At 59.2% G+C, this 26,360-nt stretch carries 25 protein-coding genes; 7 read left to right on the forward strand and 18 right to left on the reverse strand.

Going from position 1 to position 26,360, the window contains the following annotated elements:
* The first annotated feature begins 289 nt into the window (after positions 1–289).
* Entirely contained in the window at positions 290–478 is a 189-nt protein-coding gene (locus LBF07_RS05260) for a YfgG family protein (RefSeq protein ID WP_029739958.1), read from the forward strand.
* On the opposite strand, the gene LBF07_RS05265 is transcribed toward LBF07_RS05260, so the two are convergent.
* Positions 475–1,365, reverse strand: a complete 891-nt coding sequence (locus tag LBF07_RS05265) for a LysR family transcriptional regulator (RefSeq protein WP_094934585.1) — start codon at positions 1,363–1,365, stop codon at positions 475–477. The two genes, LBF07_RS05260 and LBF07_RS05265, sit on opposite strands and share 4 nt — an antisense overlap.
* Before the next feature lie 97 nt (positions 1,366–1,462).
* Here LBF07_RS05265 and LBF07_RS05270 point away from each other — a divergent pair, with 97 nt between their 5' ends.
* From LBF07_RS05270 to LBF07_RS05280, 3 genes are read left to right on the forward strand one after another with little or no spacing between them, the layout of a single operon-like run.
* Positions 1,463–2,692, forward strand: a complete 1,230-nt coding sequence (locus tag LBF07_RS05270) for an MFS transporter (protein WP_094934586.1) — start codon at positions 1,463–1,465, stop codon at positions 2,690–2,692.
* 50 nt (positions 2,693–2,742) lie between these two features.
* Entirely contained in the window at positions 2,743–3,210 is a 468-nt protein-coding gene (locus LBF07_RS05275; protein WP_094934587.1) for a DUF6130 family protein, read from the forward strand.
* Between the two features lie 11 nt (positions 3,211–3,221).
* The gene (locus tag LBF07_RS05280) at positions 3,222–3,965 is read left to right on the forward strand and encodes an alpha/beta fold hydrolase (RefSeq protein WP_094934588.1); all 744 of its coding nucleotides are present in this window, start codon (positions 3,222–3,224) and stop codon (positions 3,963–3,965) included.
* A 10-nt stretch (positions 3,966–3,975) separates the two neighbouring features.
* On the opposite strand, the gene LBF07_RS05285 is transcribed toward LBF07_RS05280, so the two are convergent.
* Positions 3,976–4,419 carry a helix-turn-helix domain-containing protein gene (locus tag LBF07_RS05285; protein WP_094934589.1) on the reverse strand — a complete coding sequence of 148 codons (444 nt, stop codon included), beginning with the start codon at positions 4,417–4,419 and terminating at the stop codon, positions 3,976–3,978.
* Positions 4,420–4,534: 115 nt separating this feature from the next.
* On the opposite strand from LBF07_RS05285, the gene LBF07_RS05290 reads away from it, so the two are divergent.
* Positions 4,535–5,749: an MFS transporter gene (locus tag LBF07_RS05290; RefSeq protein ID WP_094934590.1), complete on the forward strand. Its 1,215-nt coding sequence runs from the start codon at positions 4,535–4,537 to the stop codon at positions 5,747–5,749.
* Here LBF07_RS05290 and iolB read toward each other — a convergent pair.
* The 10 genes from iolB to LBF07_RS05340 form a co-directional block, all read right to left on the reverse strand.
* Entirely contained in the window at positions 5,715–6,539 is an 825-nt protein-coding gene (gene iolB / locus LBF07_RS05295) for a 5-deoxy-glucuronate isomerase (RefSeq protein WP_094934591.1), read from the reverse strand. The genes LBF07_RS05290 and iolB overlap by 35 nt on opposite strands.
* A gap of 9 nt (positions 6,540–6,548) precedes the next feature.
* Positions 6,549–7,439 carry a myo-inosose-2 dehydratase gene (iolE, locus tag LBF07_RS05300; RefSeq protein ID WP_094934592.1) on the reverse strand — a complete coding sequence of 297 codons (891 nt, stop codon included), beginning with the start codon at positions 7,437–7,439 and terminating at the stop codon, positions 6,549–6,551.
* 11 nt (positions 7,440–7,450) lie between these two features.
* A complete protein-coding gene (gene iolC / locus LBF07_RS05305) occupies positions 7,451–9,355 on the reverse strand; it encodes a 5-dehydro-2-deoxygluconokinase (RefSeq protein ID WP_094934593.1) in 1,905 nt (634 codons plus the stop codon).
* Between the two features lie 12 nt (positions 9,356–9,367).
* Positions 9,368–10,501 (reverse strand): Gfo/Idh/MocA family protein, encoded by a 1,134-nt coding sequence (locus LBF07_RS05310; RefSeq protein WP_047060731.1) that lies wholly within the window; start codon positions 10,499–10,501, stop codon positions 9,368–9,370.
* Between the two features lie 8 nt (positions 10,502–10,509).
* Positions 10,510–11,538: an ABC transporter permease gene (locus tag LBF07_RS05315; protein ID WP_013098254.1), complete on the reverse strand. Its 1,029-nt coding sequence runs from the start codon at positions 11,536–11,538 to the stop codon at positions 10,510–10,512.
* Between the two features lie 11 nt (positions 11,539–11,549).
* A complete protein-coding gene (locus tag LBF07_RS05320) occupies positions 11,550–13,097 on the reverse strand; it encodes a sugar ABC transporter ATP-binding protein (protein ID WP_094934594.1) in 1,548 nt (515 codons plus the stop codon).
* Positions 13,098–13,145: 48 nt separating this feature from the next.
* Positions 13,146–14,075, reverse strand: coding sequence for a substrate-binding domain-containing protein (locus tag LBF07_RS05325; protein WP_033146190.1), 930 nt, complete (start codon positions 14,073–14,075; stop codon positions 13,146–13,148).
* 31 nt (positions 14,076–14,106) lie between these two features.
* Positions 14,107–15,093 (reverse strand): inositol 2-dehydrogenase, encoded by a 987-nt coding sequence (gene iolG / locus LBF07_RS05330; RefSeq protein WP_094934595.1) that lies wholly within the window; start codon positions 15,091–15,093, stop codon positions 14,107–14,109.
* Between the two features lie 304 nt (positions 15,094–15,397).
* Positions 15,398–17,323 carry a 3D-(3,5/4)-trihydroxycyclohexane-1,2-dione acylhydrolase (decyclizing) gene (gene iolD / locus LBF07_RS05335; protein WP_094934596.1) on the reverse strand — a complete coding sequence of 642 codons (1,926 nt, stop codon included), beginning with the start codon at positions 17,321–17,323 and terminating at the stop codon, positions 15,398–15,400.
* 11 nt (positions 17,324–17,334) lie between these two features.
* Positions 17,335–18,840, reverse strand: a complete 1,506-nt coding sequence (locus LBF07_RS05340; protein WP_112778092.1) for a CoA-acylating methylmalonate-semialdehyde dehydrogenase — start codon at positions 18,838–18,840, stop codon at positions 17,335–17,337.
* Between the two features lie 292 nt (positions 18,841–19,132).
* Here LBF07_RS05340 and LBF07_RS05345 point away from each other — a divergent pair, with 292 nt between their 5' ends.
* A complete protein-coding gene (locus LBF07_RS05345; protein WP_023333015.1) occupies positions 19,133–19,966 on the forward strand; it encodes a MurR/RpiR family transcriptional regulator in 834 nt (277 codons plus the stop codon).
* 41 nt (positions 19,967–20,007) lie between these two features.
* Here LBF07_RS05345 and LBF07_RS05350 read toward each other — a convergent pair whose 3' ends face one another.
* From LBF07_RS05350 to LBF07_RS05365, 4 genes are all read right to left on the reverse strand, one after another.
* The gene (locus LBF07_RS05350; RefSeq protein WP_094934598.1) at positions 20,008–20,319 is read right to left on the reverse strand and encodes a hypothetical protein; all 312 of its coding nucleotides are present in this window, start codon (positions 20,317–20,319) and stop codon (positions 20,008–20,010) included.
* Between the two features lie 341 nt (positions 20,320–20,660).
* The gene (gene yidD, locus LBF07_RS24690; RefSeq protein WP_072051685.1) at positions 20,661–20,882 is read right to left on the reverse strand and encodes a membrane protein insertion efficiency factor YidD; all 222 of its coding nucleotides are present in this window, start codon (positions 20,880–20,882) and stop codon (positions 20,661–20,663) included.
* Between the two features lie 2 nt (positions 20,883–20,884).
* On the reverse strand, positions 20,885–21,118 hold the full coding sequence (locus LBF07_RS05360) for a hypothetical protein (RefSeq protein ID WP_045260197.1): 234 nt from the start codon (positions 21,116–21,118) through the stop codon (positions 20,885–20,887).
* A gap of 121 nt (positions 21,119–21,239) precedes the next feature.
* On the reverse strand, positions 21,240–21,677 hold the full coding sequence (locus LBF07_RS05365) for a hypothetical protein (RefSeq protein WP_080328432.1): 438 nt from the start codon (positions 21,675–21,677) through the stop codon (positions 21,240–21,242).
* 260 nt (positions 21,678–21,937) lie between these two features.
* Here LBF07_RS05365 and LBF07_RS05370 point away from each other — a divergent pair, with 260 nt between their 5' ends.
* Positions 21,938–22,939 carry a hypothetical protein gene (locus LBF07_RS05370; RefSeq protein WP_058841769.1) on the forward strand — a complete coding sequence of 334 codons (1,002 nt, stop codon included), beginning with the start codon at positions 21,938–21,940 and terminating at the stop codon, positions 22,937–22,939.
* Between the two features lie 224 nt (positions 22,940–23,163).
* Here the strand turns inward: LBF07_RS05370 and guaA are convergent, their stop codons facing one another.
* Entirely contained in the window at positions 23,164–24,741 is a 1,578-nt protein-coding gene (guaA, locus tag LBF07_RS05375) for a glutamine-hydrolyzing GMP synthase (protein ID WP_006811514.1), read from the reverse strand.
* Positions 24,742–24,808: 67 nt separating this feature from the next.
* Positions 24,809–26,275: an IMP dehydrogenase gene (guaB, locus tag LBF07_RS05380; RefSeq protein ID WP_094934599.1), complete on the reverse strand. Its 1,467-nt coding sequence runs from the start codon at positions 26,273–26,275 to the stop codon at positions 24,809–24,811.
* Positions 26,276–26,360 lie beyond the last annotated feature (85 nt).

The raw sequence follows: 26,360 nt of genomic DNA on the forward strand, positions 1-26,360 counted from the left end.
ACGCGCCGCCCGGCGGCGTGCGGGGCGAACAGTATGGAGGAAGGATTTTAAATAACAGGGCCGGGAAGCCGTTGACTTAAATCAAACTACTTTACGCAAATAACTTTTCGCGGCGTTTTTTTGAAATTATTTTCTTCATATTATCAATATGGTAAATGCATTAATTAATTTCAATAACATTAATCAATGTAAACATTGACGGTTATTTACACACAGCAGAATTGACCCCGCCTTCCCGCTGTGCCTTAATATCCTTGTCGCCCAAAAGGGCTTATCCAGGAAAAACAGAGTGAGTCAGGTCACGCGTATGCGCAAACGACATCAATTTAATACCCGAATGACCCGCATCATACTGCTTATCAGCTTCCTGTTTTTCTTTGGCCGCTTCGTTTACTCTTCAATTGGCGCCTGGTACCACCATCAGGACAAAACCCAGTCGCAGCAATCCAGCCTGACCGTCGACACCGCTGACCGCTAAACAGCCGTAGGATGTTGCACGAGCCGAATAATGGCCGCAATCCCTTTGCTGAGGATTTTATCCTGTCGCATTACCACCGCCAGCTGCCGCTGCAGCATGGGCGTAAGCGACATCACGCATAGCCCTTCGCGATCGGCATCCTGTTCGACCGCCATTCGCGGCACAATACTGTAGCCCAGCCCCGCGCGAACCATGCGTTTGATCGCCTCGATGCTGCCAAGCTGCATCACCGGTGCGATCGCTAATCCATTAGCCGCAAACCAGCCATCGATCAGCGCCCGGGTACCGCTGCCTGATTCAAAGGCAATCAGCGGCTGAGCGTGCAGCGCCTCCGGGGTAAAATCCCTGAAAGCATCCTGCTGCTCCCGCGACGCGATAAAAACAAACTCTTCGTCCATTACCGGCATGACGTCCAGCGCTCTGCCGCTCACCGGCAGCGTCACCAGCCCCATATCGAGCCGGTTCTCTTCGATGGCCCTGACGATGTCGAGGGTGTTGCCCGTCGTCACCCCCACGCTCAGGAGCGGATAGTCTCGCCGCAGCTTCTCCAGCAGCGGCGGCAGAAGATGGATGCAGGCCGTTGCCCCCGTGCCAAGCGTAATGGTGCCGCTCACATCGTGGCTGAATGCGCTCACGGACCGGATGGCGTCATCCACCGCCAGCTGAATACGCTCCCCATGCGCCAGCAACGCCTGCCCGGCAGCCGTAGCCTTAATCCCTCGCCCGGTCCGCTCCACCAGCCGCGTTTGCAGAAACTGCTCCAGCTGACGTATTTGCAGGCTGACGGCAGGCTGGGAAATACCCAGCGCATCCGCTGCCGCTGAAAAGCTGCCGCGCTGGATCACCAGACGGAAGGTGGCGAGATAGCCCAGATTAAGCGTTGTCATTCAAAGTTTCTCTTATACCGCGCATAAGGTTGCTGCCCTGTCAGCACAATAGCGCGCGAGTTATGCTCAGGACAACTGCATAACGGAATGAAAAACAATGGAAACACCCGCCCTGCCACGCCGCCTCGCCCTCACGGCGGGATGTAATCAGCTCATCAACTGGGGGATCTCGTTTTATATGCCCGGCACCTTTGCGTTGGCGATTTCAGCCGACCGGGGATGGTCATCACCGCAGATTTACCTCGGCCTGACGCTGGCAATGCTGGTGATGGCGGCGGTTTCTCCGTTTGTCGCCCGCCTGCTGGCACGCTTTGGCGGTCAGACGGTGGTGATGAGCGGCACGTTGCTGATCGCCGCAAGCTGCGCAGGGATGGCCTATACCCAGACGCTTTTTGGCTGGTACTGCGCCTGGCTGATCGGCGGCGTAGGGATGCGCCTGTCGCTGTACGACGCGCTGTTCGCCGCGCTGGTAAACCTCTACGGGCAGCAGGCGCGAAGAACAATCTCACGCGTCACGCTGGCGGGCGGGCTGGCCTCCGCCGTTTTCTGGCCGCTGGGCGATGCTCTGCTTCAGGTCATGAGCTGGCAGGAAGCGCTGCGCGTCTACGCGCTCTTCGGCCTGCTGAGCGCGATGCTGATTCGAACGCTTCCCCGGCAGCGGCTGACGGTGACGACAAAGGTCACCGCGCCGCCGCTGAACAACGAGCGGCGTAACGGCTGGCTTTATGCCGCCTTCATTGCCCTCATCACCTTTGTCTCTAACGGCACGTCCACCCATCTGCCGGAGTTTATTGCCCACTTTGGCCTGCCGGTCGCCATCGGCATGCTGTGGGGAGTCGGCCAGACGGGCGCCCGCTCGCTGGAAGTGCTGGCGGGTGCCCGCTTAACCCCCTTCAAACTCACGCTTTTTACCGCGCTCGCCATGCCGCTCTGCTTTCTTCTGGGGATGAGCAGCGCCCTGTTTGCGTGGTGTGCAGCCGGGTTTGTGCTGGGCTACGGCGCCATCAACGGGCTGGTCACCATCGTAAAAGCCACCCTGCCGCTGGAGCTGTTTAGCACCGAAAGCTATGCCCGCCGCACGGGCATGCTGCTTATCCCCGGCCAGCTGATGGCGGCAGCCTCACCGTTTGCCTATGCGTGGCTGAATAAAACGCTGGGGATCGCAGGTGCAATGTGGGTATCAACGGGATTGACGCTGGTGATTGCCGGGCTGGCGATAGCGATTGTGCGTCGTCCAGGCAGGCAAACCGTATCGCACTGTATCCAGAGCGCCACGCTGACAAACGGGTACAAAACGCCGCCTCCGGCAAATATCTCCGATACATAAAAATGGTTTTCTTTCCCTGTCGTCATTCACAACCGATGAGGAGAGAACCCATGATTCGTCGCTATGCACTTTTCCCCCTGCTGTTCCTGGCCTCTGTAGCCCATGCCCGGACCATGCCGCTGGATAACCTGAGCGCCGCGGACGTTAACGGCCCCGCCGCCGTTGCGCCGCTGGCGCAGCCGCAGCCGCCCGCAAAGCTGATAGTCGATCCGCCGCTTGCCGGGCCGCTGAGCAAAGGCGCGGTGTTTATCCAGTACCGTGCCGAAAACCTGCGCATCGAACCGGTATTCGGCCCCGAGGCGCTCAAGGTCACGCCGCGCATCGGGCACATTCACGTGGTGGTGGATGACGCGCCGTGGCACTGGGCTGACGCCAGCGGAGAGCCGGTGATCCTCGTGGGGCTACCCGCCGGTAAACACAAGGTGACGATTATTCTGGCCGACCCGACGCACAAGCCGCTCGACCACAAAACCGTTGAATTCACCGTCCCGCCCCACGCGACGGTCCACCACTTTTAAGGAGTCTGAAGATGAAAGCACTGTCTGTAGTGACGGCAGGCCTGCTGGCGGTTTCCGCCAGCGCCTTTGCGCAGAGTAAAACCAGCGTCGTGCTGGTGCACGGCGCGTTTGCCGACGGCAGCAGCTGGAATAAGGTGATTACCCTGTTGCAGAAGCAGCACGCCGAGGTCATTGCCGTCCAGCTCCCGCTCACGTCGCTTAAGGATGACGTTGCGGCCACGCGGCGGGCCATCGCCCGCGCCCAGGGTGACGTGGTGCTGGTGGGCCACTCCTGGGGCGGCACCGTGATTAGCGAGGCGGGCAACGATGCGCGGGTAAAATCGCTGGTGTACGTGGCGGCGTTCGCGCCGGATTCCGGCCAGTCGACTGCGGATCTGGCAGGAAGCTATCCTGCCCCGCCGGGCAGCGCGGGCATTGCTAAAACGGCGGACGGCTATTTATACCTGCCGACAGGAGCTGTCAGAAAGGACTTCGCGCCTGACGTGAAGCCAGACACTCAAAACACCATTGCAGCCACGCAGGGGCCAATTAAGGCCGAGGCGTTTGGTGAAAAGGTCGCCCACGCGGCGTGGCATGATAAACCGAGCTGGTATGTGGTCAGCAAGAATGATCGAATGATCAACCCCGATCTTGAACGGGCGATGGCGAAGACGATCCATGCGAAAACCGCCGAGGTGGCGGCAAGCCACGTGTCGATGGTGAGCCAGCCGCAGATCGTCGCCCGGACGATTGAGCAGGCGATAAGCGGTAATTAACCGGAGTGACTCATTCGATCTTCTGCACTTCCGTATCCACCGGCAGCAGCGCAGTGCCGTCATGCGCTGCTGGCGCCATAAAGGGAACCGGCCTGCCCGTCCGCCTGTCGACCAGCAGCGAGTGACGCTCGCCCTGTGAAAACAGATTTTGCTCTCCCCACTGACGCAGCGCCACGATCACGGGGAAAAGACGTTCGCCTTTGTCGGTCAGAACATATTCCTGATAAGCCGTGCCGTCCGATGCCCCCTGTAACGTCAGGATTTCCGCCTCAACCAGCTTGCGAAGCCGGTCAGAAAGGATGTTGCGCGCCACCCCAAGGCTGCGCTGAAAATCCCCGAAGCGCGTCATGCCGTCAAACGCATTACGCACAATAAGAAGCGACCAGCGATCCCCGAGCAGGCCAACGCTGCGGGCAACGGGACAATATTCCTCTTTTACCGTATTTCGGGACATCACCTGTTTTCCTCGCAAAGGCCACCCTATAACTAGTTGCATTTTAAAACTGCATAGCCTAGCATTCAACCAGTTTCATTTTGAAACCAGGTTATCACAGGCGAGGATTTTGAATATGTCACTGACGTCAGCCCTTCCTTCAGCCGACATGCCGCGCAGCATGGTCTGGCTGTTCGCCACCGCCAGCGGCCTAAGCGTGGCAAACGTCTATTACGCCCAGCCTTTGCTTGACGCGCTGGCGAACGATTTCGGCATCAGCCATGCGGCCGTGGGTGGCGTGGTGACCGCGACACAAATTGGCTGCGCGCTGGCTCTTTTGCTTGTCGTTCCTCTGGGTGACAAAGTGGATCGTCGACGACTCATGGCAGTACAGCTGATTGCTCTGGTGGTGGCGCTGGTTTCCGTCAGCATGGCACAGTCCTCTTCAGCTCTGCTGATCGGTATGCTTGCGACAGGTATGTTGGGCACGGCCATGACGCAGGGGCTGATCGCCTACGCCGCCAGCGCCGCGTCGCCCCATGAACAGGGACGCGTTGTCGGCGCGGCACAGGGCGGCGTGTTCACAGGTTTGCTGCTCGCTCGCGTCTTTGCCGGTGGCATCAGCGATATCGCGGGCTGGCGCGGGGTTTATCTTTGTGCTGCCGCGCTGATGCTCATGATTGCGTTACCGCTGTGGTGGCGACTCCCCACCCTGTCAGCCGTCACTGCCACGATGAGCTATCCGCGCCTGATTGGCTCAATGCTCACGCTGCTGCGGCAGGAAAAAGTGCTGCAGATACGCGGCGTGCTGGCGCTGCTGATGTTTGCATCGTTCAACATTTTCTGGAGCGCGCTGGTGCTGCCGCTGAGCGCACCGCCGTTTAACTTTTCGCATACAGCGATTGGCGCGTTTGGACTGGCTGGCGCGGTGGGCGCGCTGGCGGCTGGCCGGGCAGGACGCTGGGCCGATCGGGGATATGCCCAACGCACCAGCGCGGCGGCGCTGAGTATCTTACTGTTAGCCTGGTGGCCCTTGTCGCTGATGGACCGTTCACTCGGGATCTTGCTTATCGGCATCATACTGCTCGACTTGGGCGGTCAGGCGCTGCACGTCACTAATCAGAGCATGATTTTCCGCACCCGTCCCGAGGCGCACAGCCGGCTGGTCGGGCTTTACATGCTGTTTTATGCCGTCGGCAGCGGGCTCGGTGCGCTCGGCACAACGATGACGTATGCCTGTGCCGGCTGGCCGGGCGTCTGCCTGCTTGGCGCCTCGGTCAGCCTGCTGGCGCTGGTGTTCTGGTGGCTAACCCGCGCTAGCCACCGCTGTCCGGGGGATAATCCCGATTAATCCACGCGTGGTCCTCTTCCCAGGTGAACATCCATTTGCGCACCGGGCCGGCCATCACGTTGAGGTAGTAGCTGTCATACCCGGCCATCGTCGCCACCGGGTGGTAGCCCTTCGGCACCATCACCACGTCACGGTTATAGACCGCCATACACTCATCCAGCGTTCTGTCGTCGGTGTAGACGCGCTGCATGCAGAACCCCTGCTCCGGGTTGAGGCGATGGTAGTAGGTCTCCTCCAGATAGGTCTCCTGCGGCGGGTTATCCGTGTCGTGCTTGTGGCTCGGATACGAGCTGGTGCAGCCCTCACTGGTCCACACCTCCACCACCAGCAGGCTGTCGGCGGGCCTGTCTTCCGGCAAAATATTATGCACGTAGCGCTGGTTATGACCTTTGCCGCGCGCTTCACCGTCGATATCCTGCGGCGCAATCAGCCGCGTCGGATACGTGCCTTTGCCCGGCGCGGCGCAGACCGCCAGCTCCAGCGTCGTCAGCGCCTTCACCTGCACCGTCTCCTGCGGGGTGACGTACACCGCCCACGGCTTAATGCGCTCGAAGGGGCTCATCCGCTCGCCGATATCGTTAAACTGCGCGGAAGGCGTGCTGATGGAGGCCCGCCCGGCGACCAGCACCAGGCAGCGCTCTTCGCTGACGGCGGGCAGCGTCAGCGTCTGCCCCTCCTGCAGCTCATACGCCTCAAAGCCGACGTAGCCCCACCCTGCGCTTTCCGGTGTAACACACTGGGTGCGCCCCTCCGCGTTCGGCTGTTGCCAGCGTGATAACAGACGTGACATGTTCCCTCCTCAAATCAGTCCGGCGTCGCGCGCCAGGCGGCTCAGGTTGTTATACCCCAGACGGGCGTAGGTCAGCGGATGGGCAATCGCCGGATCCTGCTCGGCCTCGACCACCAGCCAGCCGTGATAATCCTGCGCCTTCAGCAGCCGCATAATAGGTGGGTAATCGACGCAGCCGTCGCCCGGCACGGTAAACACGCCGCTCAGCACCGCATCGAGGAAGCTGGTTTTGCGGTTTTTCACGTCCGCCAGCACGTCGGCGCGCACGTCTTTGCAGTGAACGTGGTTGATGCGCGACGCCCAGCGCTGCGCCACCGCCAGCGGATCGGCCCCGGCAAAGGTCAGATGGCCGGTATCCAGCAGCAGTCCGACCGCCTCGCCGGTGTGGATCATCAGGTTGTCCACGTCCTCGGCGGACTCAATCACGGTGCCCATATGGTGATGGTAGGCAATCTGCACGCCCTGCTGCTGCGTATAGCGGGCAAATTCGGTGAGCTTCTCGCCGTACTCCTTCCAGCGCTCCTGCGGGAAGCGCGGGCGCAGATGCACCGGGGTCTGCTGCTCGCCGTGAATGCAGCCGCTCACTTCCGCAAACACCAGCACCTTCGCCCCCAGCTCGCGCAGCAGCGTCAGGTGCGGCTGCACGGCGGCGATCTCCTCCTCCACGCTGCGCTCCAGCAGGCGGCCAGAGTACCAGCCTGAGACCAGCTGCAGGTCGTGACGCTGCAGGATGGGGCCAAGCAGGCGCGCTTCGCGCGGGAATTTATTGCCCAGCTCGAAGCCGGCAAAACCGGCCTCTTTACCTTCGCTCAGACAGGTTTCCAGCGAGGTTTCCGCGCCGAGAGAAGGCAGATCGTCGTTCGTCCACGTCAGCGGGTTAATGCCTAATTGCACACTCATTGTCGTCTCCATTATGCGTGTCCGCGCTCGCGCCACCAGGCGATAAGCTGCAGGTAGTTGTCCCGGATGCGCGCCACCAGCTGCGCATCGTCAATATCGTGCTTCAGCCACGCGCGGGAGGCATCGCCAAACAGCGTGCGCCCCACGGCGAAGCCTTTCACTACCGTCTGCCCCGCTGCGGCTTTGAAGTCGGCGCGCAGCTGTTCCGCCGGGGCGTCCAGGCCGAGGATCACCACCCCGCGGCAGTGCGGGTCCCGGCGTTCGATAATCTCGCTCAGCGCCGTCCAGCCGTCGGCGGAGAGCGGCGGCAGCTTCCACCAGTCCGGGTAAATGCCGAGGTTGTAGAAGCGGGAGATGGCGCGCAGGTAGAGCTCGTCGCTGCGCGGCATGGTCGCAGGTAGGATCACCTCCAGCAGCAGCTCGTGCCCGGAACGGCAGCAGGCGTGGTACACCTCGGCGATTTTCTGCTCCTGCTCCAGGCGCAGGCCGTGGGCATCTTCCGGGTGGAAAAAGACCAGGCACTTCACCACGTGCTCCTGCGGCCAGCTGATAAGCTGGGTGCCGATGTTGCCGTGCTCCATCTCCAGCGGCCGGGAACCCGGCAGCTCGATGGGACGACCAATCCACCACCCTTCCCCGGTGATCGCGTTCAGCGCGTCCTGACCAAAGGTGCCGTCGCACAGAAGACCGGCTTTGCCTTCCAGCCCGGCGCGGCTCGCCGCCTCGCGGCTGGCCTGCAGGATCAGCTGCTTCAGCGCCGGAATGCGCTTAAGCGACGCGCCGCACTGCATCGCCATATCCTCAAGCTGGCTGCGGTGGTCGAAGGCCATCACGCACAGCTCCGGCCATTCGCGGCGGCGAGTGGTCACCCGGTGGAGATGGTTAAGACGCGGGTCGAGATCCGGGCGCGGCACGTTCGCGGCGCGGGAAAGATAGTCATCCAGCTCGATTTTGCTCGGCATCGCCGGGGCGCAGCCGTGGCGCGAAACCACCAGCGCGCCGCAGGCGTTGGCGTAGCGGCACGCCTGCTCCCAGCCTTCGTCGTTCAGGTAGCCGCGCAGCAGGCCGGACATAAATGCGTCCCCCGCCCCGAGGACGTTCAGCACCTCCACGCGCACGCCGGTCACCGTCAGGCCGTCGTCCAGCCGGGGCGGAATGGCGTCGGTATAGACCGAGCAGCCGAGCGCGCCGCGTTTGCAGACCAGCGCAGCGTCACTGACGGCGCGCACCTGCTCCAGCGCCTGGAGGGTATCCGTGCTGCCGCCCGCAATGTGAAACTCCTCTTCGGTGCCGACAATGACGTCGAAGAGGTGCAGAACCTCCTGCAGCTCGCGGGTGACCTTCTCGGCGGCGATAAAACGCGTTTCGCCGTCGCCTAAGGAGGTGAGCCCCCACAGCACCGGACGATAGTCGATGTCCAGCACCGTGCGCACGCCGTGACGGCGGGCATAGCCCAGCGCCGTCAGCACCGCCTCGCGGGTCTGCGGATGAGAAAGGTGAGTCCCGGTGATGGCAAGACAACGTGCGGAGGCAATGTAGCTTTCGTCCACATCGCTGGCGGTAATCGCCATATCCGCGCAGTTATCGCGATAAAAAATCAGTGGAAAGGTGTCCCGGTCTTTAATGCCGAGGAGCACCAGCGCCGTAAGTCGTTGTTTATCGGTAATCAGATGGCTGGTATCGCAGCCCACCTGGTTGAGCTCTTCCCGCAGGAAGCGGCCCATATGTTCATCGCCGACGCGCGCCAGCATCGACGAACGTAAACCCTGACGCGCGGTGCCGTACGCCACGTTACCCGACGACCCGCCGAGATATTTGGCGAAGCTCGACGCGTCCTCCAGACGGGCACCAATCTGCTGACTGTAGAGGTCTACCGCCACGCGGCCCATGCATATCACATCAAACTGCTTTTCCACGTTGATACCTCATCAGACAATGTCGTTCACGTTCAGCCAGCGGCCTTCCCGGTGCGAGAGCGCAATCGCGTCCAGCACGCGCGACACCTTCCAGCCCTCTTCGAAGTCCGGCCACATCGGCGCGTCGGCGGCAATCCCGTCCACCAGGTCGCGCACCTCCACCGTTTTTTGATCGTTAAAGCCAATCCCGTGGCCCGCGCCCATGCAGAACGCGGCGTAGTCCGGGTGCGCCGGGCCGACGAGCAGCGTGCGGAACCCCTGACGGTTCACAGGATCGTCATGCAGATAGAGCTTCAGCTCGGCCATGCGCTCCTGGGTGAAGCTGATGGCGCCTTTCGTCCCGGTGATGACGTACGAGAGCCCCATCTTGCGTCCGCAGGCAACGCGGGAGGTTTCAATCACGCCCTGCGCCCCGCCCGCGAAACGCACCATCGCGTGGGCCTGATCCTCGTTTTCAACGGCAATCATCTCAGACGATCCGGCCTTCGCCGGTCGCGCCGGGACCACGATCTTCAGATCGCCGCAGACCTGCTCGATATCCCCGACCAGGTACTGGGCCATGTTGACGATATGCGCCGCGAGGTCGCCCAGCGCCCCCAGCCCGGCGGTCTCTTTGAAGCAGTGCCAGTGAATGGGCGAAAGCGGGTCGGCCATATAGTCTTCGTTGTGGGTGCCGTAGAAGTGGATCACCTCGCCAATCTCGCCTCGCGCGATAATCTCCTTCGCCAGCTGCGCCGTCGGGTTCTTCATGTAGTTGAACCCCACCAGCGTTTTCACTCCTGCCCGCTGTGCAGCCTCAACCATTTCACGCGCGTCGTGGGCGTTCAGCGCCAGCGGCTTTTCCGAGTACACATGCTTGCCGTGGCGGATCGCCTCCAGCGCCATCTCCTTATGCAGATGGTTGGGGGAACAAATATCCACCACGTCAATGGCCGGGTCGGCCACCAGCGCCCGCCAGTCCCCGGTGGAGCGGTTGAAGCCAAACGCCTGCGCGCGCGCTGCCGCCAGCTCCGGCGTGACTTCCGCCACCATCTCGCGCACCAGCCTGCCGCGCAGGTTGAACACCGTCGGGGCCTGGGCATAGGCGATAGCGTGCGCCTTGCCGATATACCCGGTGCCAATTAATCCAATACGAACCTCTTTCATCGTGATCCTCACAGTGCGCCGCGACGGCTTTTGGCATAGGTATCGAATGCCACCGCCAGAACGATAATTAATCCGGTGATAATCTGCTGGTAGTAGGCCGAGACGTTCATCAGCACCAGGCCGTTAATCAGAATGCCCATGATGATGGAGCCGATAATGGTGCCGCCGATGCGCCCGTAGCCGCCCATCAGCGAGGTGCCGCCGATCACCACCGAGGCGATGACGCGCAGCTCAAAGGAGATCCCGGCTACCGCCTCGGCGCTCCCCAGACGCGCGCTCAGGATGAAGCCCGCCAGCCCGGCCAGACAGCCGATCAGCACGTAGACGCTGACCAGCACGCGCTTCACGTTGACCCCCGCCAGTCGCGCCGCCTCCGGGTTGCCGCCGATGGCGTAGACGAAGCGTCCCCAGCGGGTTTTATGCAGCGCCAGATAGCCGCCGACGGCGACGATGGCGAAGATCCAGATAGGAATAGAGATGCCGAGCAGCTCCCCGCGTCCCCACCAGCGGTAGCCCTGATCGAAACCGGCGATCGGCGCGCCGTCGTTAATCACCAGCGTCAGGCCGCGCCAGATTGTCATCCCGCCGAGGGTGACGATGAACGGCGGCAGGCGCAGGCGGGTGACGCCCAGGCCGTGCAGGAAGCCAATCGCCGTGCCCATCGCCAGACAAATCCCCAGCCCAATCAGCCAGCTCATGCCGCCCCAGGCGTTCGGGTCGACGGTGGTGAAGTTGTCGCCTTTGATCACGTACGCCGCGGTCATGGCGCACACCGCCAGAATGGAGCCCACGGAGAGGTCGATCCCGGCGGTGAGAATGACGAAGGTCATCCCCACGGCCATGATCCCGTAGATGGACACTTCGGTCAGGATGTTGAAAATATTGCGTTCAGAGAAAAAGTTGCTGTTCTGCGACTGGAAGAAGATCAGCAGCAGGATCATGAAAATCAGCACCCCGAAGCGCTCGAAGAAGGCGATGGGATCGATGCGTCCGGCGCGTTTGACCGGGGCCTGCGTTTTAGAAATCATCTGCGTCATGAGAAACTCCGTTATGCCGCGTTCAGGGCGTTGTGGTTGATGGCCATCATCGTCATCAGCCGTTCTTCGTTGGCATCGTCGCCGTGGATCTCGCCGGTCACCCGGCCTTCGCTGAGGGTGATGATCCGGTCAGACACCGCCATCACCTCAGGCAGATCGGAGGAGATCACGATCACCGCCACGCCCTTTTTCGCCATGTCAAACAGCACCTGGTGCACTTCCGATTTGGTCCCCACGTCGATGCCGCGCGTCGGCTCATCGACGATCAGCACCCGCGGGTTGAGCGCCATGCAGCGCGCGAGGATCACCTTTTGCTGGTTGCCGCCGGAGAGCTTGCGCACCTCCTGCGCGCTGTTGACCATTTTGATCTGCAGCGCCTTGCGGTAGGACTCAATCAGATCGTCCTCTTTGCGGGTGTTCACGAACCAGCACCACTGCAGCAGCGAGGAGAGACAGGAGAGCGACAGGTTGTCGCGGATCGACAGCCCCAGCACCGCCCCCTCTTTTTTGCGATCTTCCGGCACCAGCGCCACGCCCTGGTCGAGGGCATACAGCGGGTCGCGCGGCTGGTACGGCACGCCGTCCAGCTCAAAGCTCCCGGAGGTAAACGCGTCTGCGCCAAACAGGCAGCGCGCCACCTCGGTACGTCCCGCGCCCACCAGCCCGGCAATGCCCAGAACTTCCCCGGCGTGGACGTGGAAGCTGATGTCGTGCAGGGCGATGCCGTGCGGATCCAGCGGCGGCTTTTCGCGGCTCAGCCCCTTCACCGCCAGGCGGACGGGTTTGTCTTCATGATGCGTTTCGCTGGCCGGACGGCGGTTAAAGGCCACGTCGCGCCCGACCATCAGGCGGATCAGCTGTTCGACGTTGGTCTCCGCCACCGCGCCGGTGCCGGTAAAGCGGCCGTCCTGGAAAACGGTGAAGCGATCGCAGAGCTGGAAAACTTCGTGCAGACGGTGGGTAACGTAAATAATGCTCACGCCGCGGTTTTTAAGCTCCCGCACCACGCGGTGCAGGCTTTCCACCTCGCTGTCGCTCAGCGCGGCGGAAGGTTCGTCCATAATGATTAACCGGGCGTTGAGGGTCAGCGCCCGGGCGATCTCCACCATCTGCTGCTGGGCGACGCTCAGGCGGGCGACAGGCGTGGTCGGCGCAACGTTCAGCTGGAGGTAATCGAGAATGACCTGCGCCTCCTGGTTGACCGCCCTTTCGTCGACGATCAGGTTGCGCCTGCGCGGCTCGCGACCGAGAAACATGTTTTCCGCGACGGTCATGTTGGGCAGCAGGTTGAATTCCTGATAGATGGTGATAATGCCCTTGTTCTGGCGCGCCACCGGGGAGTCGTCCACCGGCAGCGTTTCGCCGTTGAACCAGATATCCCCGCGCGTTTGCGGCTGCGCGCCCGCGAGCGCCTTCAGCAGCGTGGATTTTCCCGCCCCGTTTTCCCCCAGCAGGGCGTGAATTTCGCCGCTGCCAACGGTCAGCTGAGCGCTGCTCAGCGCCCAGACGCCGGAAAAGCTTTTTGCCAGGTCGGTCACTTTCAGTAAGGGTTGCGACATCAGTCTGCTCCTCCTCATGATGAGCCGCCAGAGGCGGCTCGGGACATATTAGTTACCGGCCTCACCGATACGCTCAGCCTGCTGCAGGTTCTCTTTGGTGATCAGCGTCGGCGGGTAGTCGGCCCCGGTGATGGCTTTCTTCTCGCGCACGTTGGCCACCAGCTGGCTCATCGCCGTCTGCACCGCAAAGCCCGGGCGCTGATCCGCCGTTACCGCCAGCCAGCCGTCGCGCACGCGGGCCAGCGCTTCCGGCACCGCATCAAACCCGGTCACGAGGATTTCGCCCGGCTTCACGCCCTGGCTCTGCAGCGCTTCAATCGCGCCCAGCGCCATATCGTCGTTGGCGGAGAGGATCACCTGCGGGCGCTTCGGCAGCGAAGGCAGAACGCTTTCAACGATGCGCATTCCTTCAGAACGCATCCAGTTGCCGGTCTGATCGGCGACGATCTTGTACTTATCCCCGCCCGCCTTCAGGCTGTCGCGGATCCCTTTGGTGCGTTCAATGTTGGAAGAGGAGCCCGGCTGACCGGTGAGGAGAATGATGTCCGCGCCGTCGGGGAATTTGGTTTTAACGAAGTCGCCAACCGCCTGGCCGCCCTTGTAGTTGTTGGCGCCAAAGTGCGGCACTTTCTTCTGGCTGTCGACGGAGCGGTCAAGAGTGACGATCGGCAGCTTTGCATCCTGAATTTCATCCACAGCGCTGGAGACCGCGTTGACGTCGTTCGGGGAGACGATAAAGCCCTGCGCCCCGCGGGTGATGGCGTTTTCCAGGTCAGCCACCTGCTTCGGCGAGCTGCCCTGCCCGTCCAGCACCTGAAGCTTCACGCCCATCTCTTTTGCGGCTTTCACCGCCGTGCGCTGCATGTGAACTTCAAACGGCATGGCCAGGTTTGGCGTACTGAAAACGATTTGCTCGTTTTCGGCGAGGGCGGCCCCGGACGTCATGGCGATGAGGGCGGCTACGATCAGTTTTTTCATTATTATGTCTCTCTGTGTAGGGTTGTTGTGTTTAGAGGACGATCTCGCGCTGGCTGCGCAATGACTCCAGCGCTTTATCCGCAAGGTACAGCGCACGTTCACCATCATCGCCGCTGCAGTCAGGCACCGCTTCGCCGCGCAGGACCGCAACAAAGTGTTCCCATTCCGCGGCGTAAGCGGATTTGTAGCGCTGCAGGAAGAAGTGTTCCGGCAGCGCGCTGGTGCAGCCCTGTTTGCCGTAGTGCTGCACCTGGTTTTCCAGAATGTTGCCCGCGCACAGCAGCCCTTCGGAGCCGTGCAGCTCCAGGCGCTGGTCGTAGCCGTAAGATGAACGGCGGCTGTTGACGATGGTCGCCATCGCGCCGGAGGCATATTTCAGAACGATAAACGCGGTATCGATATCTCCCGCCTCGCCAATCGCCGGATCCACCAGGTTGCTGCCCTGGGCATACACCGACACCGGCTCTTCGCCCATGATGAAGCGCGCCATGTCAAAGTCGTGAATGGTCATATCGCGGAACATGCCGCCGGAGACGCGCACATACTCCGCAGGCGGCGGAGACGGGTCGCGAGAGATGATCAGCAGCGATTCCGGTTTGCCGATGCGCCCGGCCTGCGCGTCGGTTTTCACGCGGCGAAACTGCGGGTCAAAGCGGCGGTTAAAGCCGATGAACAGCGGCACGTCGTACTCTTTGACCACCTTCAGGCAGTCGCGCACGCGGGCGAGGTCGAGGTGTACCGGCTTTTCGCAGAAGATGGCCTTGCCGTGGCGGGCGGCCATTTCAATCAGGTACGCGTGGGTATCGGTGGCGGAGGCGATCAGCACGGCGTGAACGTTAGGGTCGGTCATCGCCTCGTTCAGGCTCTGCTGGCGGGCCTGATACTGCGCGGCGAGACGGGTGGCAAATTCCTGATTCGGGTCAACCACGGACCAGAGCGTGGTCGCGCCGTGGCTGGCGATGTTAGCTGCATGTACCTGGCCAATTCGGCCAGCGCCCAGTAAAGCAATGTTAAACATAACGGCTCCCGGTGTTGGTGAATGCTGTGAACTAACGACCCTATAAATAAAACATTTATTTCATTTTTATAAATAGTGAAAATTATGTTTTTGAGTGCGGGTTAACACTTTTGAGATGAATGAGATAAATTTTGTTATCAATCTCACAACATGAGTGGGCATGCGGCAACTCCCATCACCCCGGCCCTCTCCCTCAGGGAGAGGGAGTAAAAAACCGCACCGATCCGTCCCCTCTCCCTGTGGGAGAGGGTTAGGGTGAGGGGAAAACAAAAATGAAATGAAAATTTCGTTACGGCAGGAAAACTTAATACTGACGGGCTTTTTTCACCTGCGCCTGCGTTTGCTCAGCGGCCTCACGCACGGCAGACGACGCCGCCACCTGCGCATCACCGGTTCGCCACCAGGAGGCGTAGTCGTGAGTCATGGTCTTCGGCAATACCTTGATGTCCAGCAGCGTCGGGCCGGGATGCGCCCGCGACGCCTCCAGCGCCGCCAGCAGGCTTTGCTCATCGTTCACCCGCCACGCGCGGCAGCCGTAGCTTTCCGCGTTTTGCGCAAAGTCGACCTTCACCAGCGGCCCGTCGAGACGCCCGGTTTCCGGGTTGCGGTGGCGGTTTTCGGTGCCAAAGCTGCCCATGCCGTGCCCCATCTGCAGGTTATTAATGCAGCCGAAGCTGGCGTTATCAAATAGCAGAACGGTGACCTTAATGCCCTCCTGAACGGCGGTTTGCAGCTCGGAGTGCAGCATCATGTAGGAGCCATCCCCCACCATGGCGTACACCGGCTGCTCGGGTCTGGCGAGCTTCGCGCCGATGGCCGCCGCAATCTCGTAGCCCATGCAGGAGTAGCCGTACTCCAGGTGATAGCTGTCCGGCGTTTTAACCTGCCAGAGGCGCTGTAAATCCCCCGGCAGCGAACCGGCCGCGCCCACCACGATGGCGTTATCTTCAATATGCTGGTTGATCAGCCCCAGCACCCGCGTCTGGGTCAGGCGGGTGTTGAGCGTCTCGCCGTATTCCGCCAGCTGCGCATCCAGGTGCCCCGCCACTTCGGGCGCGTCGTCAGGACACCACTGGCGATCCCACAGGCGGCGGCACTCGTCGCGCCAGGCAGACTTCGCCTGAGCGATCGCCTCTCCCCAGCCGCTGCGGTAATCCCCGAGCGCGTGGGTCAAGGCCTGGAGCCCGGTTTGGGCATCGGCAATCAGCGCGGTGGCGTCCAGCTTCAGGGCATCAAACTCGGCCACGTTCAGCAGCAGGAATTCGACGTCCGGGTGGGAAAAGAGCGCCTTGGAGCCGGTGGTAAAGTCGGTAAGGCGCGTGCCGATGCCAATCACTAAATCGGCCTGCGGCGCGAGCTGGTTGGCGGCCATTCCGCCCGTCACCCCTATGCCGCCCAGGTTAAGTGGGTGGTCACTTACCAGCGCTCCCTTTCCGGCCTGGGTTTCGGCAAACGGCAGCCGCAGCGTTTCGACAAATTCGCGAAACGCCTCATGCGCGCCGGAATAGCGCACGCCGCCGCCGCACACCACCAGCGGACGACGCTTGCGGGCGATCAGCGCCCGCGCCTGCGCCAGACGCTGCGGATCGGGCGGACGGCGTTCGATGTGATGCACGCGACGCGCGAAGAAGCTCAGCGGGTAGTCCCAGGCCTCTCCCTGCACGTCCTGCGGCAGGCAGATGGTCACCGCGCCGGTATTGGCGGGGTCAGTGAGCGTTCGCATCGCGCTTAGCATGGCGCTCATCAGCTGCTCGGGGCGGTTAATCCGGTCCCAGTAGCGGGAGACCGGACGGAAGCAGTCGTTGGTGCTGATGCTGAGATCGTGATACTGCTCGATCTGCTGCAGCACCGGGTCCGGCTGGCGGCTGGCGTAGATATCGCCCGGCAGCAGCAGGAGCGGGATGCGGTTCGCCGTGGCGGTGGCCGCCGCCGTGACCATATTGGCGGCGCCCGGCCCGACGGAGGAGGTGACGGCAAAAATGCGCTGACGGCGGTGCTGTTTGGCGAATCCCGTCGCCATATGGGCAATGCCCTGCTCGTTGCAGCCCTGCATCACCTGCAGATGGCCCGGATCCTGCTCCAGCGCCTGGCCAATGCCCAGCACGTTGCCGTGCCCAAAGATGGTGGCGACACCCTCCACGAAGGGCGTTTCATCGCCATCCACGCTGACGTACTGTTGATTCAGGAACCGGACCAGCGCCTGGGCCATGGTCATACGTTCGGTTTGCATAAAATCTCCTGTCAGCCCAGCGTCGGCATGGAGAACGCAGCGCCTGTCTCCTGCTGCATTTCCGGCCAGCGCGCGGTGATGGTTTTCATTCGGGTGTAGAAGCGCACGCCGTCGCTGCCGTGAACGTTGAGCGCGCCAAAGATGGAACGTTTCCAGCCGCCGAAGCTGTGGAATGCCATCGGCACCGGGATCGGCACGTTGACGCCCACCATGCCCGCCTGCACCTCTTCGCAGAAGCGGCGCGCGCAGCCGCCGTCGCGGGTGAAGATCGCTGAACCATTACCATATTCATGGCGGTTAATCAGATCCACCGCGCTGGCGTAATCTGCTACGCGCACCACAGAAAGCACCGGGCCAAAAATCTCTTCTTTATAGATGGTCATCTCCGGGGTGACGTTATCGAACAGCGTCGGCCCGACGAAGTAGCCCTGCTCGTGGCCCTTCACGCTGAAGCCGCGACCGTCCACGCGAAGTTTCGCTCCCTGCGCTTCCCCGCTGTCGATGTAGCCCAGCACCTTGCTGCGGTGCGCGGAGGAGATGAGCGGCCCCATTTCGTTTTCCGGCGACTGGTCCAGGCCCGGTCCGACGCGCAGCGCGGCAATCTGTTTCTCCAGCCGGGCGCAGAGGTCATCGGCGGTTTTATCCCCCACCGCCAGCACCACCGAGAGCGCCATGCAGCGTTCGCCCGCCGCGCCGTAGGCCGCGCCCATGATGGCGTTAGTCGCCATCTCCATGTCGGCATCCGGCATGAGAATGCAGTGGTTTTTCGCGCCGCCCAGCGCCTGGCAGCGCTTTCCGTGGGCGGACGCGGTCTGGTAAATGTATTCCGCAATCGGCGTGGAGCCGACAAAGCTCACCGCCTGCACGCGTGGGTCGGTCAGGAGCACGTCAACGGACTCCTTATCGCCCTGCACCACGTTGAACACGCCCTCCGGCAGGCCGGCCTCTTTCAGCAGCTGCGCCAGCGCGAGCGCCAGAGAAGGATCTTTTTCCGACGGCTTCAGCACGAAGGTGTTGCCAGTCGCCAGCGCAATCGGGAACATCCACATCGGCACCATCGCCGGGAAGTTAAACGGGGCGATCCCGGCGCAGACGCCGAGCGGCTGCATCAGCGAGTGGCTGTCGACGCCGGTACCGACGTTCGCAGAGTGTTCACCCTTTTGCAGATGTGGGATGCCGCAGGCAAATTCTACTACTTCCAGGCCGCGGGTCAGTTCGCCCACCGCATCGGAGAAGACCTTGCCGTGCTCTTCGCTGATGATGCGGGCCAGTCGCTCCATGTTCTCTTCCAGCAGCGCCTTGAAGCGGAACATCACGCGCGCGCGCTTAAGCGGAGCATGGCGCGCCCACGCCGGAAACGCCTGCTGCGCGGCGGCAATCGCCTGCTCCGTTTCCTGCGCCGTACTCATCACCACCTGGCGGATCTGCTCGCCGGTGGCCGGGTTGAAGATCGCCTGAACGCGCTGGCCTGAACCGGTGACACATTCGCCGTGAATAAAATTCGCTACCGTCTCCATCCTTAACCTCTCGCTGTTGATACGTGACTGTTAACTGAACACTGTGTACTGAACACTATATATGAAACAAATATTCCATTTTAATTTGAAATAAAATAAATGATGATTATTGTGATCAAGGATGGATTTTTATGTTAACAGCCAACAACACTGACGCAGCGTGCGCTATTAAGGGATTTCGGGCGAGGAAATGACTGAAGTTTCTGTTTCATTTTTGCTGCCAGATGGATGGCCGACATTTAAAAGACGCGGTTTTGCGTTTAGAATCATAAGACTGTATTTGGGGGATAACATGACGACAGCAACCAGCCTGAACGAACTGCAGCAGCAAATCCGCGATCGCTACGATAGCCTGAGCAAGAGGCTGCAGCAGGTCTCCCGCTACGTGCTGGATAACACCAACAGCGTGGCCTTTGATACGGTTGCCGTCATTGCCGAGCGCGCCGACGTGCCGCCCTCGACGCTGATCCGCTTTGCCAACGCCTTTGACTTCACCGGCTTCAACGAAATGAAACAGCTGTTTCGCATGAACCTGGTGGAGGAGACCGCCAGCTACAGCGACCGCGCCCGGCTGTTCCGCGAGATGGAGAGCGAGGCCGTGCCGGAAACGCCGCTCGATATTCTGCAGGAGTTCGCCCGCTCGAACGCGCAGGCGCTCCAGCAGCTGGCCGCCCGCGCCGAACCGGAAATGCTGGAGCGCGCGGTACAGCTGCTGGCCGACGCCGACACCATCTACATCGCCGGACTGCGCCGCTCCTTCAGCGTCGCGGCCTACCTCACCTACGCCCTGAGCCACCTGGAGTGCCGCCCTATCCTGCTCGACGGCATGGGCGGGATGCTGCGCGAGCAGATCAGCCGCATTAAGGCGCGCGACATTGTGGTGTCGATCAGCTTCTCGCCGTACGCGGAAGAGACGGTGATGGTCAGCGAAACCGCCGCCAGCGTCGGCGCGCGGCAGATTGTGATTACGGACAGCCAGATCAGCCCGCTGGCGACGTTCAGCGATCTCTGCTTTGTGGTGAAAGAGGCGCAGGTTGATGCGTTTCGGTCACAGTCGGCAACGCTGTGCCTGGTGCAGTCGCTGGTGGTGGCGCTGGCGTATCGCCGGGATAACAGCGGAAAATAGTTCACGCCTCCGGCCCGGCACGCCGGGCCGCAGACTTTACGTTATTTTTTATATTCTTTTATTTTTGATAAATGTTCGAGCTTCTTTCGTTTCCACCATAAAGATAGCAATGAAGATGCCTCGTCATCAGTCTTATCCATAATGACTGGCTGATTGATAGACATGATGCTTAATGCCGAGGTAAATATAATCAATAAGCACACCGCAGCATTACCTTCATTATACCATGACCTTGTAAAGATCCCCGTGAGGTACAACCCGTAGCAACTACCAAGGAAAAGCATAGCATTAAGTAATAATGCAATAATTCGCCACTTTCCTAATAAATATAATTTAGCTTCAAAATATTCCATAGAGACTCCATGTTATTGGGGAACCAGATGCATCAGGCCACAATAATGTTTGGCTGAATTCTTATCTAGGAACTCTGCTCTACTTTACGCAGGAGGCGCAGGAAATGCATTCCTGTATCTAAATAACTTTGCATATTGCCTATCCACTTTAGCCCGGCTTTGTTGATTACCGGTGAATGCAATGGCAGCACTCATGAGGTAGATAAATCATCCGTCTAAGTAATCACCGCCAGCGCCATAAGGCTGCGGGAGAACTTATTTTATTCTTAATCGTTCTGGTACAGCATTATTCATTGTGACCAGAGCGTGACGCTTAGCAGGACATCCGAAAGCTAGCTCACTCAGTGACAACGGTGTGGTGGATAATCGATTCCACCGTTCGGCGGCCTGCAGCGCTGAAAACGCTTGAATGCAATTTTCCATCCCCGGCAGAAACCAAAGCGCTTGATGCTGACAAACGTATATTTTGAACATGAAGGATGATAGCGACAGCGCCGTCTGACGCTGTCTGGTGCATGTTTGCGGTAAAGCAGTATCAGCCAGAAACTCAGACTACGCAGCACAGTTACACCTCTTTCCTGAAGGTAATAACATAGTACTGCATAAATTTGACCTTACTGCCGCCAAAACAGCCCGGTCGTTCTTCAATACCGATAGTATCAACTCGCTGAAATTCCCAGCCCTGCGCTGCCCACTCGTTGACCACGTCCTCAAGGTATTGCGCAGCAATACCGATTTTGTTGTCTTTAGCCCTGACTGAAATGTTGGGTGGAACCTGGACCATTTTGTACTGAAACATTAGATTAACCTTGTTGTTCACGGTGGCTGATTATTCGCTCTGCCAGGAATAGCGACAGAGGCGTTAAATGCCGCTGGACATTTATTATTTGCATAAGCTGGCTCTGTGCACAGTGATTGCTTTACTTAACTCTTCGCACATCTGCTGTAGTACCTTCAACCTGCATTTTGTAACCTGTTCCGCTATTGTAAATTAATGCCTCCGGTCTGTATGAATACTTGTATTCATAGTGGTAGGTGCATTGCTTCCACACCTGCCCGTTAGTGAGAGTGTAAACGGTTTCGCCTTCCCATCCTTTAAATTCGCCATCAATTCGTGATTGGATGACATCAGTGATTTGTCTGACTGGTACAACTTTGTCTTTCCCATCTATCTGCAGATAAAACCGCCCATTCGCTCGTAAGAGATTGACATCAGGTCGATAGGCATAATGATACCAGTACATGTATTGCGCCTGTATCCAGTATGTCCCGTCAACAAACCTGAATAAAACCTCGTCATCAAACCCTTCGAAATCACCATCGATTTTTGTTTTGCGTACAAGTTCATATGTGCTCATGGTCATTCTCCATTGGATATAACTTTTTCACTACTACAAGCTACTCCTTTATTTGTGGTGATATCAACCGCAAATAGGAGCATGGTCTAAATATTTCGGTAAAATATTCATGACACGAATATTTTATTTTTTAAACATATTTCTTGTGAATTTTTTATGATGGAATTCGAGGCGCGTCAAATAAATTCTGGTTAGTCCGTTACGATTATTACAAACCTGGCTTATATTGCTACCAGGCAGGGCTAACAGGAAACAGGGCGATGGGTTTAATTAGAAAACTACGCAGTATTTTAGGACATCAATCTGGCAAGAGAGAACCTTCATCTACGTATGAACGCAACACGGAACTGGAGGGTAAATGGCTTACCGTGGATCACCCTTACTTCTTCGGTCACGCAAATATTTCGCCGGATAAGCGCTGGGTGGTGGGCTGCGATGATTCGGATGGTGGCAGCCTTGGAGGCCACAGGATGAAGGGCAATGGCCGTGTCATTCTTGTCGATTACCCCTCTGACAGGATTGTGTATGAGCTAAAATGTTTTGCACGCCCTGTCGATGCCGCTGTTTCTGATTCCGGTAGTTTCATAGTCCACGATTGTGGTTTCGGTAGTGCACTTAGCGGGGATGTCATCGCTATCAACACCAGCGGTGATGAAATCTACCGTCGGCATTACTGCGCCAATATCTTTAATATTGGTTTGTCCCAATGTGGCCGGTACGCAGCTGTCCAGACAGCAAATGCAGATAATAAAGACAGTAATATTTTGGAGGTTCTCGATCTTCAAAAAAGACAGCAAATGTTTACAGTTCGCCCCGTCGGGACCTGGGCAGATTGCTATTTATTCGATACAAACGCTGACGGAGAGTTATGCCAACTACGCGTCAATCTGCGTGATCTTGGATACTTCCGTTATTCCACCGCTGGTGAGTTCCTTGATGCTGAATCACTACAGATAGCCCAGTTGGACAAAGGTGATTACACCACAAAGATTATGGCCGCGCAGGAGTTGCTTAAGACGGATACCACCGAGGAAAGCGCCAGGAAAGCTCTGAGCGTCGCTGATACAGCTCTTACGCAGGGAGCCCGAGAACGATATGACTGGGGAGCGCTAGCTCACAGGATCAGAGGGGAGTCGTTTGAATCGCTTGGGCAGTTATCTGACGCTTTGGAAGCCTATGAACAGGCACTTGCAATGAATCCTAAAGTGGGTGTATTGCGCCGGGCAACCACTCTGCGTAAAAAACTTTCTGCAAAGAAATAAAACGCCCTCCTAATACGGTGCAAGTAAAATAAGTAAAGATGATGAGACGAAATGGCACGAAACCGTGATCATTTTAGCCAGCGCACAAAAACCGAACTGGCTCTTCGGGTCAGCTATCATTATTCAAAATGTAAATGTCCAACTATATGTACAAAAAAGCCCGCAGTTACGCGGGCTAAGAGTACTTTACTGTTTTTACGCGCTGGCTATTGCCAGTCGTTAAATCATTCCCACTCAATCGTAGCCGGTGGCTTACCGCTGATGTCATACACAACGCGGGAAATACCGTTCACTTCGTTGATGATGCGGTTAGACACGCGCCCTAAGAAGTCATACGGCAGGTGCGCCCAGTGCGCGGTCATGAAGTCGATGGTTTCCACCGCACGCAGGGAGACAACCCAGTCGTACTTACGGCCATCGCCCATCACGCCGACGGAGCGAACCGGCAGGAACACGGTGAACGCCTGGCTTACCTTGTTGTACAGGTCAGCTTTGTGCAGCTCTTCGATGAAGATCGCGTCCGCGCGACGCAGCAGGTCGCAGTACTCTTTCTTCACTTCGCCCAGCACGCGCACGCCCAGACCCGGACCCGGGAACGGGTGACGGTAGAGCATGTCGTACGGCAGACCCAGTTCCAGACCGATCTTACGCACTTCGTCTTTGAACAGCTCGCGCAGCGGTTCAACCAGGCCCATCTTCATCTCTTTCGGCAGGCCGCCCACGTTGTGGTGAGATTTGATGACGTGTGCTTTACCGGTTGCGGAGGCCGCAGACTCGATCACGTCAGGGTAGATGGTGCCCTGCGCCAGCCACTTCACGTCTTCCAGCTTCAGCGCCTCTTCGTCGAACACTTCCACGAACACGCGGCCGATGATTTTACGTTTGGCTTCCGGATCGTTCTCGCCTTTCAGCGCATCCAGGAAGCGTTGCTCGCCTTCCACGTGAACGATGTTCAGACCGAAGTGGTCGCCGAACATGTCCATGACCTGCTGGGCTTCGTTCAGACGCAGCAGACCGTTGTCCACGAAGACGCAGGTCAGGTTTTTGCCGATGGCGCGGTGCAGCAGCATCGCGGTCACGGAGGAGTCCACGCCGCCGGAGAGGCCGAGGATCACTTTGTCATCGCCAACCTGCTGGCGGATACGCTCAACGGCGTCGTCGATGATTTTTGCCGGGGTCCACAGGGCTTCACACTGGCAGATGTCACGCACGAAGCGCTCCAGCATGCGCATACCCTGACGGGTGTGGGTCACTTCCGGGTGGAACTGCACGCCGTAGAAGCGTTTTTCTTCGTTCGCCATGATGGCAAACGGGCAGCTTTCTGTGCTGGCAACGGTCACGAAGTCAGACGGGATGGCGGTGACTTTGTCGCCGTGGCTCATCCACACGTCCAGCAGCGGTTTGCCGTCTGCGGTCAGGGAGTCTTCGATACCGCGCACCAGCGCGCTGTCGGTGACGACTTCTACCTGTGCGTAGCCAAACTCGCGCTCGTTAGAGCCTTCTACGTGGCCGCCCAGCTGCATTGCCATGGTCTGCATACCGTAGCAAACGCCGAATACCGGCACGCCAGCTTCGAACACATACTGCGGCGCGCGCGGGCTGTTCTCTTCGGTGGTACTTTCCGGGCCGCCGGACAGGATGATGCCGCTTGGATTGAATTCGCGAATCTGTGCTTCCGTGACATCCCACGCCCACAGCTCACAGTAAACGCCCAGTTCACGTACGCGACGCGCCACCAGCTGAGTGTACTGAGAACCGAAGTCCAGGATGAGAATGCGATGTTTATGAATGTTTTCCGTCATTGACGCTAATTCCGAGGCAAGTGAAACAAAAACAGAGCGCCCGGCAGAAGCCGGGCGCGGAAACTTATCAGGAGCCCAGACGGTAGTTCGGGGACTCTTTGGTGATCGTCACGTCGTGAACGTGGCTCTCCTGGATACCCGCACCGCTGATGCGTACGAATTCCGCTTTAGTACGCAGCAGGTCAATGGTACCACAGCCGGTCAGACCCATACAGGAGCGCAGGCCGCCCATCTGCTGGTGAATGATCTCCTTCAGACGGCCTTTATAGGCAACGCGACCTTCGATACCTTCCGGTACCAGTTTGTCTGCGGCGTTATCGGTCTGGAAGTAACGGTCGGAGGAACCTTTGGACATCGCGCCCAGGGAGCCCATACCGCGGTAAGATTTGTAAGAACGGCCCTGGTAGAGTTCGATTTCACCCGGGGATTCTTCGGTACCGGCCAGCATGGAGCCTACCATTACGGCAGCTGCGCCCGCGGCGATCGCTTTGGCGATGTCGCCTGAGAAGCGGATACCGCCGTCAGCGATAACCGGAATACCGGTGCCTTCCAGCGCTTCAACCGCGTCAGACACGGCGGTGATCTGCGGAACGCCCACGCCGGTGACGATACGGGTAGTACAGATAGAGCCAGGGCCGATACCCACTTTCACCGCGCTGCAGCCAGCGTCAGCCAGCGCACGAGCGCCTGCGCCAGTGGCCACGTTACCGCCGATGATCTGCAGATCAGGGTATTTGGCACGGGTGTCGCGAATACGTTGCAGAACGCCTTCGGAGTGGCCGTGAGAGGAGTCAATCAGCAGGACGTCAACGCCCGCAGCAACCAGCGCGTCAACGCGCTCTTCGTTACCGGCACCGGCGCCAACCGCAGCGCCAACGCGCAGACGGCCATGCTCGTCTTTACAGGCGTTAGGCTTACGTTCTGCTTTCTGGAAATCTTTAACGGTGATCATGCCGCGCAGGTGGAAGCTGCCGTCAACAACCAGCGCTTTTTCAACGCGTTTTTCGTGCATTTTTGCCAGCACCACGTCGCGGGTTTCACCTTCGCGAACGGTGACCAGACGCTCTTTTGGCGTCATGTAGACGCTGACAGGCTGGTTCAGGTCAGTCACGAAACGCACGTCACGACCGGTGATGATGCCAACCAGTTCGTTCTCTTCGGTCACAACCGGGTAACCGGCGAAACCGTTACGTTCGGTCAGGGCTTTCACTTCGTGCAGCGTGGTGGTTGGCAGAACGGTCTGTGGGTCAGACACGATGCCGGATTCATGTTTCTTCACGCGGCGAACTTCTTCTGCCTGACGTTCGATAGACATGTTTTTGTGAATAAAGCCAATGCCACCTTCCTGTGCCAGGGCGATAGCCAGGCGCGCTTCAGTCACGGTGTCCATTGCCGCAGAGAGCATAGGAATGTTCAGGCGAATGGTTTTCGTCAACTGCGTGCTGAGATCGGCAGTATTCGGCAGAACAGTGGAGTGAGCGGGAACGAGGAGGACGTCGTCAAACGTCAGTGCTTCTTTAGCGATACGTAGCATGGGCAATATCTCTGACCTGGGTGGTTAAATATTGCCGTGGCATTATACAGAGCGTAACCGATTGCATCTACACTTTTTTATAAAA

This window comes from Enterobacter cloacae complex sp. ECL352, from assembly GCF_020149545.1.
In the GTDB taxonomy this organism is placed as follows: domain Bacteria; phylum Pseudomonadota; class Gammaproteobacteria; order Enterobacterales; family Enterobacteriaceae; genus Enterobacter; species Enterobacter asburiae_B.